Raw genomic sequence first — 12,018 nt, 5'->3', positions numbered from 1 at the left:
TAATATTTCAAGAAGAAAATTTTGGAAGGGTACCAGAGTGGCCTAATGGAACGGCTTGGAAAGCCGTGACGCCTTGTGCGTCCCGTGGGTTCGAATCCCACCCCTTCCGCAATCCTTCGCTAAAGCTTCGGAGTTGCTCTGGAGCAATCATGCGAAAGACTACGGAATTGCATGCACTACACATATATATTATTAAGCTCAAAATCTCATATTTTCTACTTTGGGTCTACTAATAATTTAAAGAATAGACTAAAATTACATAATTCTGGCAAGGTGCCGTCGACTAAACCATATTTACCTTGGAAATTAGTATGGTATTGCGCCTTTGAAGGAGAGAAACAAGCGAGAGATTTTGAGCTTTATTTAAAAACGGGTTCGGGTAAAGCGTTTGCTTATAAAAGATTAGTTTCAGTAGCTTTAGCGAAGGATTTTGAAAATGGGAGAAAAGGTCATCCGAAACTTTAGTGCAGGAGACCCACCCCTTCCGCCAATTTACAATTTCAGAATTTTCGGAAGTTTTACGCACCTGCGGTGCGGTCGCCTCACCTGCGGGCGAGGCTGAAAGGGTTGATTTTGCAACGATTTGCCACGCTCCGTTCCGGCAAACCAAAACAGAAAATTTTTCATTGAATTTTTTATTTTTTTCTGCCCCCATTTTTTTCTTTTAATAGGAGATGAAAAATTTTCTGTTTTGGTTTCCTCTTAATTAGAGGAAAGCGGAAACGCTCTATTCTTAATCGCAAAAGGGCAAAAATTCCTTCCCCCAGACCCCCTTCCTTTTTGCCCTTTTGCTTTTCGGGCTTCGCCCGATTTTTTTGCAGACGGGCTATTATTAAATTTAATAGTCGCCCTTGCCCCACCGCACCCGTGCGCGGGCGACAACAAGGAACTCCCTTGAATTTTGTGAACATTTGTGGACAAAAGAAATTAAATTGTGTATTATAATGTTAGTGAGAGTCACCGGCTTTTAGGTTAGTCATTATATTTTAATACTAATACTATCATACCACAATGTCAAACGAAAAATCAACAATAGCAAAAAACATTAAAAAGTTACGGAAGCAACGGGGTTTGTCGCAGGACAAATTGTCCAAACTTGCCGATATTTCGCACAATACAGTTATTAAAATTGAGTCCGGAGCGATACAAAGTCCGACAATGGATACGGCAAGCAAAATCGCCAAGGCGTTGGGTGTTACTTTGGACGATTTAATGAAATAATAAATTATAAAGGTTACATATTTATTCGTTAATCAATTAATTAAATCTAATAAATAATATGAAATTTTATCTGTCATCTTATAAAATCGGTAATGAAACCGACAAATTAAAAGCCATGATTTCGACAAACAACAAAAGAACCGCATATATTTCCAATGCGCTTGATTTTTCAAACGATTTGGAAAGGAGAAAACAAAGCGAACAAGCTGATATTGGGCAATTGAATGGGGTTGGATTAAGCGATATAGAAAAAATAGATTTGAGAGATTATTTTGGCAAGAAGGCCGAGTTGGAGAAAAAAATCTCTGAATTCGGCGTAATTTGGGTTCGCGGGGGGAATTGTTTTGTTTTAAGGCAAGCCATGAAAGTAAGCGGGTTTGACGAAATTTTGAAAGGTTTACTAAAAAAAGAAGGCGTTCTTTATGGTGGATATAGCGCAGGAATCTGTGTGTTAGCTCCAACACTGAAGGGCATGGAATTGGTGGATGATCCAAACGTTAAGCCATATGAAAATCAAAAAGAAACTATTTGGGAAGGAGTTGGCATTTTGGATTATACGATAGTGCCGCACTATAAATCTAACCATCCCGAATCGGCAAAAGTAGACGAAACCGTTGAATATATGGGAAAAAATAAAATCCCATTTAAGTCCCTGCGGGACGGCGAAGTAATAATTATTGAATAAATGCTGTACAAAATAGACAAAAATGGTTTTGTTGTGAATGAAGCTAATCCTAAAAAGGTTCAGCCATATTACAAAAAAATTTTGGTGGAAATAAACAAATTATATAATGAGAAATTGGGCGGCAATTTGATAAGCATTTATATTAGGGGAAGCGTCAGCGTGGGCAAAGCAAAGCCTGGAATTTCCGACATTGACAGCATCGCCGTAACAAAAAAAGAACTACCCAGAGAGGAACTTTTGTGGATTATCAAGGCGTCAAAAAGATTGGAAAAAAAGTATCCGAAAGCAGGTTTTTTTGACCTCACGGTCGTATCTTTAGAAGAGCTGAAAAAATCGAAGAATTATAAAAACCTTAGAGTATATCTTAAAACCCAGTCGTTTCTTTTGGACGGAGAAAATATTTTATCCCAATTGCCGGATGTTACTCCGGGCAAAGAATTAGCTATGCAACTTTACGGAGATTTGCCGGCAGAATTGGAAATTTTGAAAAATATATTTGCCGGGAAAATAAGAGATAGGGAATATCTTTTTCAAAAAAGACCGACTGAATTTTGGTGCATCTGGACGACAAGAGTTTTACTAAGAGCGGGGTTGGGCGTCGTAATGACAAAGAGACCCGTTTATTCCCAAGATTTAAAAACATGTTATGCTGTTTTTACAAAAGAATATCCCCAATATAAAAAAGAGATGAAGCAGTTGTTTGTATGGTCAATCAAACCAATCAGTAACAAAAAAAAGGTGTTTGCTTTTTTAAATAATTTTACCCCGAAATTTTTAGAATTGTGGCAACAAAATATTAAAAACAATTAATAAAAACTTATGAAAAAATCATTAATCGCAATTATTACAATTATTTTGTTGGTCTTAGTCGGTTTCGCGGCCTACTTGGGGTATCAACTAATTAAAAAGAGTGAACAATCGCAAAAAATGGAAAAGGTAAGAGTTCAGGCCGGTTGGCTGCTAAATGGAGAATTTGCAAACGTTTGTTCAGCTATCGTTAATGGTTTTTATAAAGAGCAAAATTTGGATGTGGAACTTGTGCCCGGCGGTCCTGTAGGAGCATCTTTTGTAATAGCAACAAACGCTGTTGCGCAGGATAATTCTTTAACGCTGGGAATCGACGGAGATACGGTGCCGTTGCTAAGAGGAGTAACTAAGCAAAACGAAAGTGAAAAATTAAGGGTAAAAGCATTCGCTGCTTTTTGGAATCAAAATCCATATGGTTTTATAGTTAGGTCTGATTCTGGTTTGAACAGTATAAAAGATTTTACTAAAAGGAAACCTGACGGAAGTAAATATAAAATAGGAGTAACAGCTGATTCAGTTGCTCAATATGCTATAGCTAGTTATCTGAATGTGCCGGTTTCTGATTTAGATATAGTTATTGTCGGATTTGATACCACGCCACTTTTAACAAGACAAGTTGATGCACTTGCAGGTTATTGGACGACACAGGTTTATGAAGTAGAAAAAGCGGGAATTCAATATAAATTTTTAAGTGCTTCGGAATTGCCAGGATGGAATCAGCAATCTATGGTGGCAATAGCAACTGATAAGGTGTTGCAAGAGAAAAAAGATGTTTTGGAGCGCTGGCTCAAAGCAACTATTAAAGGAACCGAATTTGTACAAGAAAATCCAAAGATAGCAGCGGAAAATATTTTGGACAGCCGTTGCGGCGGACCCACATTTAACAAAGAACAGGAACTTTGGGTCATTCAAAAATCAATACCACTTTTTGACCAAACAAAACCTGGCTGGCTTTACGAAAATCAAATTATGGATTTTGCAAACGCATATAAAAAACTCGGGCAGATTCCAATCGTTCCGCAAGTCAGCGACGTAACAGATTACTCCATACTCGATGCTATATATGAAAAATAAAAGTATGAATGCGCCCGTCATCGACATAAAAAATATTAGCAAAAGCTATACAAAGAAAGGACGCCCTGTTGAAGTTTTGAAAAACATATCTTTTTCGATAAATGACGGAGAGGTTGTGGCTATGGTCGGTCCGTCTGGTTGCGGTAAAACAACGATACTAAAAATAATTTGCGGCTTAATAAAGCCTGATTGTGGGAATATAAAATATCAGAATAACGACATTTCTTATGCTCTCCAAAAATGTTTGGTAGGGTACATCCCACAATCACTATCTCTCCTTTCTTTCAGAACTGTGCGCAAAAATATAATGCTGCCTCTAGAAGTCTTGAGGATTAAGAACTGCGAGAGATCGGATGAATTAATTTCGCTCTGCGAGCTTCAAAAATATACAAATTATTATCCTCATCAACTTTCAGGGGGTATGCGGCAAAAGGTTGCAATTGCCCGAGCGTTGTCATATAAGCCAAAGATATTACTTATGGATGAGCCGATGGCTTCGCTTGATGAAATGATTAAGGAAAAATTAAACGAAGAACTCTTAAAAATAAAAGATTCTACAAAATCCACGATAATTTATGTTACACATAATATTGAAGAAGCTGTTTTTCTATCCAACAGAGTGGTTATATTATCCGAAACTCCGGGGACAATAATTGATGTGGTGAGTATATCTCTTCCGGACAAAAGAGATTCGTCGTTGCGATCCGACCCCGCATTTTTTCAAGAGGTAACGAAAATAAGAAAAATTTTACAGAACAAATGAATAAATTCTTCATAACCATAATTTCACTGCTGATAATATTGCTGGTGTGGCAGGTAGTTGAGACCAACGCAGACAAAAAAATGATTGCACAGAATCAGACGTCCATTGAAACTTTTGTGCCGACGCCTTTGACCATTATAAACACATTCGCAACTAGCGGATCAATTATAGTATTGGAATTGAAACATACTTTGTTTAGAGCAATGATCGGGCTGTTAATTGGACTTGCTTTAGCTTTTTCGTTTTTCTTTATTTTCGTATTGTTCTCATCTATAAGATTTGGTCTGCTTCCTTTAGCTTTTGCTATTAATTCTTTTCCGGTCATCGGTTTCGCTCCGCTTATAGTTCTTACGTTTGGACAAGGCTCGACGATTTCAATAATATTTATAGCAGCTCTTATAAGCTATTTCCCGATATTAATTGGACTGGACAGCACATTTAAGCAAGTAGATAAGGAATCGATTGAAATGATGAATGTGCTTAATGCAAATAAAAGGCAGATGCTGACTAAAATTTTTTTGCCCGCCTCTTTACCAAATTTATTTACGTCTTTAAAATTAGCCATACCCGCCAGCATTATAGGTGCGACAATAGGCGAGTGGCTTGGTGTAAGAACGGGCATAGGACAATTAATTACCGTAGCCTTATATCAATTGAAGCCAGGATTATTGTACGCTGCTCTGTTGTCGGTTACGGTTGTAAGCATTTTTATAGTTTGGATTATTTCTTTATTAGAAAAAAAGGTTGTTCCCTGGAAGTATTACCATAATTAAAAATAAACAAAAAGGAGATAAAACTTTTGTCTTATCTCCTTTGTTTTAAAGAACAATCTACTTTCTTTTAGTCCCTGCCCCTGAACACGGGTCTTTTGGAGACCAGCATTCCAGGCAAAGATCTGAACGGCATTTCGGAAGTCTGGCGATGGATCAGGTCGGCGAGATCAGACACACTGGTCTGGATCTGCTTTCCTCCTCTTACTCGCATCGAGAGAGGAGCGCCTTCTTGCTCTTTGTCGCCACAAACCACGATGTACGGGATCCATTCCCGTTCGGCCGCGCGGATGCGCCAGCCCATCTTCTCGCTCCGTTCGTCGACATCGACCCTGATTCGGTGTTGCTTCAAGTCGCGGGCAACTCCGACGCAGAAGTCAATGTGTTTCTTTTCGGAGACCGGAATGATTCTCACCTGGGTAGGCGAGAGCCACAACGGCAGAGTCGGCGGATCCTTCTTCAGGGCGTCTTCAAGGATCGAGAAGATCCACCTTTCGGGGGACCCGATCGAACTGTGCACGATGGTGCAGCCATGCTTCTGTCCGGACGGATCGATATAGTTGATGCCGTAAAGAGAGGCATCTTTTATGTCGAGCTGAACGGTCGAAGTTTGGCAGACGCCGCCGGTGCCGTCAATGGTGTTGATTTCGTGCTTGAGCACCCAGTAGTGTTTCATCTCCGAGAGGATCTCAATGAACGCCGGAGCGCCACTGTACTTGATCATCTCGACGATTTCGGTCTTGTGAGTCTTGTAGAAATCCTTCACCACCCTGAAGGCGACCGCATAACTACAACCCGTCCCGTTTGCGAGGTCGGTGTAGCGACGGTAGAGTTCCTGATACTCCGCCACGCCCTGTTCAAGGTTGAGGCAGAAGCTGTGGATGTCGGGCATCCAGAAGCCCCTGAGTCTCTTCAAACCCGAAAGGTTTCCGCTTGATTCGTAGCGGAAGCTCGGTGCGAACTCGTAGAGCCGGACAGGCAGATGTCTGTGAGTGAGCTGAGCATCCCGCATCATCCTGAAAAGTCCGAAGTCACCGGCGAATCGGAGAATAAACTCTTTTTCCGGCTTGTCGGGCAAGCGGACGATGTAGTGGTGCTCATGGAACGCCTCCGCTTGGCTACGGATATCTGGCTCGTTCCAATCGTAGATGATCGGGGTTTCGATGGAGTAGGCCTCGAGGCGTTCCAGGGCGATCTCTTCAGCCCAGCGGTGCAACAGATCGAAGATCAACGCACCCTTGGGGTAGAAGCGAAAATGGCCCTTGTCACTGGCCGGCTCGTAGTCCACCAGTTCGAGATCCTGCATTGCTCGGATTGACGGGAGTTCGACTCCCGTCAATCCTTTTATAATCTCTGCACGAACCATAGCCATAAGGCTCGGGTTCTGTTCCAAAACGGGCAGATCCTGCGGTGGGGATGAGATTTCGGTCTCATTTCCTTCTGCATCAAGGATAATAAACCTGGATTGGATCGATTCTGATATTTCCTGACGTTGAGTCTTCTTCATGGGATTCTCCTTTCGGTTTTGTTGGTGTTCTTTTAGTCCCTGCCCCTGAACACGGGTCTTTTGGAGACCAGCATTCCAGGCAAAGATCTGAACGGCATTTCGGAAGTCTGGCGATGGATCAGGTCGGCGAGATCAGACACACTGGTCTGGATCTGCTTTCCTCCTCTTACTCGCATCGAGAGAGGAGCGCCTTCTTGCTCTTTGTCGCCACAAACCACGATGTACGGGATCCATTCCCGTTCGGCCGCGCGGATGCGCCAGCCCATCTTCTCGCTCCGTTCGTCGACATCGACCCTGATTCGGTGTTGCTTCAAGTCGCGGGCAACTCCGACGCAGAAGTCAATGTGTTTCTTTTCGGAGACCGGAATGATTCTCACCTGGGTAGGCGAGAGCCACAACGGCAGAGTCGGCGGATCCTTCTTCAGGGCGTCTTCAATTGCAATAACCATCCATCTCTCGGGCGTACCGAGCGCTGTGTGAATGATGACGCAGTTTTTTTGGCTTCCGTTGGACGCGATATACTTAATACCGAAACGCCCTGAATTATCCAGATCAAACTGAACGTGAAATAATCTCTGCGGATGGTCTGTGCAGGCGATGTGCTTCATCGCCCAATACTGACGCTGACTGGGAATCATCTCGACGAGCATTTTTTCCCGACTGGACAGCATTGCAACCATGGTGGCTTTGGCTGTCGGATAGAAATCTCGCGTCACTTTGAAGTGTATCGCAAGGTTTATGCCGACACCTTTGGCAACCGCCGTCAGAATTTTTTGGATCTCCGCATACTCCGCAAATCCCTGTTTCATGTCTGCGCAGAAACTATGGACATCAGTCAGAGAGAAATATCTCCCTTTACTGATCCCGGCCAATGTCCCGCTTTGAATGTAGCGGAAGCTCGGCGTGTGTTCGTAGATTCTGAAGGGCAGATGCCTGTGCGTTAGCTGCGAGTCTTTCATCACAGCGAAGAGGCCCAGGTCATCGTTGAAGCGGAGAACAAACTCTTCGTGATTTCGCCCTCCGTAAACAGGGTAGACATTTTTCTCGAACATTCCTATCTGGTCTTTTACGGCTTGGCTGTCCGAGAGATACAGAAACGGCGTTCTCAATGGTAACGCTCCGAAAGCATCGACGGCAACCTGTTCGCACCACTCCACCAGGAGTTGGTAGACCAGGGCACCGTTCGGATAGTATCGGAAGTGGCCTTTGTCGCTGGCCGGTTCATAATCTGCCCATTCGAGCCTTTGGATTATATCCATGTGGCGAGCGAAGTGGACGGACTTGTCAGACCCGACCGTTGCCATAATAAGCTTGCTGAGTCCGTGGTCGAACTGTTCGTAGTTGCCGTTAACCGGCAACGCCTCCTCAACGCCCGAAGAATTCAGAACGAAGAAACAGGAGGCAGGCGCGTGCATTACATCTACCGGGGTTTTCATCGTCTATCTCCTTTTTTAGGTTGTAGTGTGTTTAGTTTTCAAAGTACTACAAGTAATGAAATATCACCTTTCTTGATTTGTTATCATAGTGTAATTAGTATAAATTGTCAAGAATAGGCATTGAAAATTTTTATCATTTTTGATACACTATATAAGGAGTTAACTCATAAGAATTTTTTAGTAATTTAAACTTAAACCCACTACCTTTTGCGATTAAGAATAGAGCGTTTCCGCTTTGGTTTGCAGTAGCGGAGCGGAGGCAAGCGGAAACGCACCTCATTATTCTGGATTCTGTTCAAAAAAAGTTAGAATTTCAACCAAAAGGTACCGCCAGTTGAAAAAATCAGTTCGGATTTTTTCAAATACACACCGTACCATGATAAAAGAAAGAGAAATTGAAGATATAAAAGGGAATAAAAAACAAATTGGTTGTCTTAGCTGTGCCATTCAAAAAGGTGAAGTCCAAAGTCCCGGCGGTTCAATTGCCGAGACAAAATATTTTAGGGCCGAGCAGGATTATGAATATCCAATTCCAGGGTTTGTAATTTTGGCTTCAAGAAGACATTTTAAAAGTGTTGATGAACTTACAAATGAAGAAAGAGAAGATTTTATTTATTTTTTGTGTAAGTTAAGAAAAGCGATGCGCGAGGCATTGGGAATTGAAGTTGTCTATTTAGTTCAAGAAGAAGATACTTCAAGCCATTTCCATGTTTGGCTCTTTCCTCGTTATAATTGGATGGAAGAAAAGTTTGGAAGGAAAATTGAATCAGTCAAACCAATCATGGAATATGCTCGAGAAAACTTAAAAACAGAAGGCAATATTAAAAAAATCGAGGACGCGATTGGGGAAATGAAGAAGTATTATAAGAAGAATTTTACCCTTCCGAAGTTAAAGCGTAGACTTTCAGATATAGAAGATGAAATATCTCATCAGATATTAATTAGCGAGGCTTGTTTTAATATCTGTAAAGCTATACCAATCATCTCAGGACGAGGAGAAGATTTTCTGCCTTACTTTTATAATTTAAATTTTTGCAAGGGTATTGCTTCTTTGCATAGTTTATTACTTTCGCAATCTGAAGATGAAATAACCATTAAAAATTATATTGGGCAACGAAAAAATCAATTTCCAACAGAAGATATTAGTAAATTTGAGGATGAATTAAATTCTATTTCGGATTCTTTTCGTAGCATTCTTCCTTTTTCCCTACGCCACAAAGCCTGTGCTCATCTTGATATCAAATTTGAACATAGAGATTTTACTTGTGCATATATAATTCCAGGAAAATTAAATGACTATATCGCGGTTATAAAAAGATTAAAAGATTCTTTTTTTGAGTCTTCGAATCACGATAAAAATGATTCATTTGATAATATTAGAAAACAATCAGAATTTTTAATCGAGACAATAAAAAACAACCCAACCCTCTAAAAGCAATCATGCAAAAACTATTACTAACATCTGCGGGGTTGTCAAAATATAAAAATTATGAAAACAAACCCTATTAAATCCAAAAGGAAACCTCAATTTAACGGGGTAAATAAAGAGTGGCATCGAAAGCATAGAATGCCAAAGAATGCATCCTTGAAAGAAAAAATAAAGTGGCATGAAGGACACGCAAAAAATTGCAATTGCCGTGATTCAAAAGCGCATTTGAAGAAATTGAAACAAGAATTTAAGAAAATAAATAAAAAACTATGAAAACATTAGTTATTTTTGATTCAAATTTTGGGAATACAAAAAAGATTGCAGAGGTAATTGCGAATGAAATGGGCGAGAACGCAAAAGTGGTATCTGTTGCCGATTTTGATATTGAAGATTTAGAGGGAACGAATTTACTTATTGTTGGAAGTCCAATTAATGGATTCAGGCCAACAGAAAAAATAAATAAATTTTTAGCAAATCTTGCCAAAAACCAGCTAAAAGGAATTAAAGCTGCAAGTTTTGACACAAGAGTGAAACTTTTTATTCACGGAGACGCGGCAAAGAAAATATCCAAAAAGCTTAAAGATGCCGGGGCTGAAATTATAGTAGAGCCCCAAGCATTTTATGTAAAAGGCAAAGAAGGACCATTGCTTGCGGGCGAGATAGAAAAAGCAAAAAATTGGGCAAGAGAAATAAAGTCAAAATTATAAACTAAATATTGTCTATTTTTTAAAATATTTTACAACCTTAATCATAAAGTTCTCAAGTCGTTCTCTGTTTAAATACAAAACAAAAGACAAAATCATTAATATTCCAAAAAGCACTAAATAAAGATTACTTTCCCGGGAGACAATTTCTGCGCCAACTAAACTTAAAATTAGAAAACCCGGCAATCTCCCGATTGTAGAGATTATAATTAGGTCTCTGATTTTTAATTTAGAAAGTCCTGCTATATAAGATATAGCATCATCAGGAAATACTGGGAGAAGATATAATAGAAATAAAGTGAAAAGACCCTTATCGGATACGAGATTATCAAATTTTTTAATAGTTTTTTTCTTCACTACTTTTTCAACAAATGGCCGTCCATATCTCCTTGAAAGGGTAAAGACTATGAAAGAACCAATTATAAATCCTGTCATGACGTATATAGTGCCGAGAATAGGTCCAAAGATATAACCGCCTGCAAGCCCTGCTATTTGACCAGGGATTGGCGCAAAAAGAATTTGGAGGACAACAAGTAAAATTAATACTATAGGCGCTAAAATGTCAAAATTTAAGATAAAGTTTCTTAGGTTATCTTGGTTCTGCAAAAGATTGTTTAGTGGCCGCCAAAGTAAAATGCCAATCAAAATTAAGATTAAAAGGAATAGTAGGAATTTTAAAATTTGATTTTCTTTTTTTTGCATTTTGAAATTTTATTTTGCTAATGTTAGTCCCCAAACTTCTTTTACTCCATTTTCTTTGAGTGTTTTTGCTGCTTCTTCTAAGGTTGATAGCGTCGTTGTGACATCGTCTAATAAAATAATCTTTTTTTTCTGAATATATTTTAGTTTCCTTTTTTCTATTTTAAAGGTTCCTTTTATGTTTTCAGTTCTGTTTTTTCCTTTTAATATTGCTTGCGGTTTTGTATATTTCTTTCTGATTATAATTTTAGCATCCATTGGAATTTTAAGAAGAGGAGACAATTCTTTTGCGATTTCTTCTGCTTGGTTGAATCCCCTCCATCGAAGTCTGCGCTTATGGAGGGGGATAGGAACTATTAAAAATCCTAAAGGATTTTTGAAAAATTCGATTTCAGGATTTTCTTTTAGAAATTTTAAAATTAAAAAAGCGGAATTTTTTGATAATTCTTTTACAAATTGGTATTTAAAAACATTAATAAGTTTTTTTATGTTTTTATTTTCGTAAGATACTGCAGAGACAATACCTTTTATTCTTTTTTTATGTTTTTTGCATATTGTTCCATTAAAAGAACGAGAATTGCAATAAGAGCAGGTAGGCGATTTTAAGATTTCTATTTTCGAAAAACAATCAGGGCAAAGGTATGTACTTTCTTTACCGCAAATTAAGCAGAATTTAGGATAAAAAAAATCTAAAATTTTCTTTTTAATCTGCATAAAAAAATCCGCAAAGATTTAACGGATTGAGTTGTTACAATTCTACTAGAACCATTTTTTACCCTTTAAGAAGACGATCATTACAAAAGCTGCAATAGCCATAACTACCATAATCGGCCAAAAGCCTCGAAGCGGTAGATAATCAAGATTCATACCATATATAGAAGAAATTAAAGTAAGTGGGGCAACAATAACGGTAAATATCGTTA

General features: G+C 39.3%; 14 protein-coding genes and 1 tRNA gene. 11 read left to right on the top strand and 4 right to left on the bottom strand.

The features are described from left to right. Positions 1–23: 23 nt before the first annotated feature. The 8 genes from PHI88_01155 (at position 24) to PHI88_01120 (ending at position 5,323) form a co-directional block, all read left to right on the top strand. Positions 24–109 (top strand) — tRNA-Ser (locus tag PHI88_01155). A 62-nt stretch (positions 110–171) separates the two neighbouring features. Next, complete coding sequence (locus PHI88_01150; GenBank protein MDD5551757.1) at positions 172–465, top strand: GIY-YIG nuclease family protein; 294 nt, start codon at positions 172–174, stop codon at positions 463–465. Positions 466–1,011: 546 nt separating this feature from the next. Further along, entirely contained in the window at positions 1,012–1,221 is a 210-nt protein-coding gene (locus PHI88_01145) for a helix-turn-helix transcriptional regulator (protein MDD5551756.1), read from the top strand. Between the two features lie 58 nt (positions 1,222–1,279). Beyond that, positions 1,280–1,906, top strand: a complete 627-nt coding sequence (locus PHI88_01140; protein MDD5551755.1) for a Type 1 glutamine amidotransferase-like domain-containing protein — start codon at positions 1,280–1,282, stop codon at positions 1,904–1,906. After that, entirely contained in the window at positions 1,907–2,716 is an 810-nt protein-coding gene (locus PHI88_01135) for a nucleotidyltransferase domain-containing protein (GenBank protein ID MDD5551754.1), read from the top strand. A gap of 9 nt (positions 2,717–2,725) precedes the next feature. After that, positions 2,726–3,787 carry an ABC transporter substrate-binding protein gene (locus tag PHI88_01130; protein MDD5551753.1) on the top strand — a complete coding sequence of 354 codons (1,062 nt, stop codon included), beginning with the start codon at positions 2,726–2,728 and terminating at the stop codon, positions 3,785–3,787. Beyond that, positions 3,777–4,550, top strand: coding sequence for an ABC transporter ATP-binding protein (locus PHI88_01125; protein ID MDD5551752.1), 774 nt, complete (start codon positions 3,777–3,779; stop codon positions 4,548–4,550). The genes PHI88_01130 and PHI88_01125 overlap by 11 nt, the downstream gene beginning before the upstream one ends. Before the next feature lie 80 nt (positions 4,551–4,630). After that, positions 4,631–5,323, top strand: a complete 693-nt coding sequence (locus PHI88_01120; GenBank protein MDD5551751.1) for an ABC transporter permease subunit — start codon at positions 4,631–4,633, stop codon at positions 5,321–5,323. Positions 5,324–5,390: 67 nt separating this feature from the next. On the opposite strand, the gene PHI88_01115 is transcribed toward PHI88_01120, so the two are convergent. Next, a complete protein-coding gene (locus PHI88_01115; protein MDD5551750.1) occupies positions 5,391–6,827 on the bottom strand; it encodes a His/Gly/Thr/Pro-type tRNA ligase C-terminal domain-containing protein in 1,437 nt (478 codons plus the stop codon). Between the two features lie 32 nt (positions 6,828–6,859). After that, positions 6,860–8,263, bottom strand: a complete 1,404-nt coding sequence (locus PHI88_01110) for a His/Gly/Thr/Pro-type tRNA ligase C-terminal domain-containing protein (protein MDD5551749.1) — start codon at positions 8,261–8,263, stop codon at positions 6,860–6,862. Positions 8,264–8,639: 376 nt separating this feature from the next. Between PHI88_01110 and PHI88_01105 the strand changes: the two genes are divergently transcribed. From PHI88_01105 to PHI88_01095, 3 genes are read left to right on the top strand one after another with little or no spacing between them, the layout of a single operon-like run. Beyond that, the gene (locus PHI88_01105; protein ID MDD5551748.1) at positions 8,640–9,695 is read left to right on the top strand and encodes a hypothetical protein; all 1,056 of its coding nucleotides are present in this window, start codon (positions 8,640–8,642) and stop codon (positions 9,693–9,695) included. A 57-nt stretch (positions 9,696–9,752) separates the two neighbouring features. After that, complete coding sequence (locus PHI88_01100) at positions 9,753–9,965, top strand: hypothetical protein (GenBank protein MDD5551747.1); 213 nt, start codon at positions 9,753–9,755, stop codon at positions 9,963–9,965. Next, complete coding sequence (locus PHI88_01095; GenBank protein ID MDD5551746.1) at positions 9,962–10,399, top strand: flavodoxin family protein; 438 nt, start codon at positions 9,962–9,964, stop codon at positions 10,397–10,399. Before PHI88_01100 ends, PHI88_01095 begins: the two co-directional genes overlap by 4 nt. A gap of 12 nt (positions 10,400–10,411) precedes the next feature. On the opposite strand, the gene PHI88_01090 is transcribed toward PHI88_01095, so the two are convergent. Beyond that, a complete protein-coding gene (locus tag PHI88_01090) occupies positions 10,412–11,098 on the bottom strand; it encodes a VTT domain-containing protein (protein ID MDD5551745.1) in 687 nt (228 codons plus the stop codon). Between the two features lie 9 nt (positions 11,099–11,107). Then, on the bottom strand, positions 11,108–11,809 hold the full coding sequence (locus tag PHI88_01085) for a ComF family protein (protein ID MDD5551744.1): 702 nt from the start codon (positions 11,807–11,809) through the stop codon (positions 11,108–11,110). Positions 11,810–12,018: the final 209 nt, after the last annotated feature.

The sequence above is a fragment of the Candidatus Paceibacterota bacterium genome (assembly GCA_028716825.1).
Lineage (GTDB): Bacteria > Patescibacteriota > Minisyncoccia > Minisyncoccales.
The sequence above is the reverse complement of the archived record's forward strand: the minus strand, read 5'-3'. Positions and strand labels throughout refer to the sequence as shown.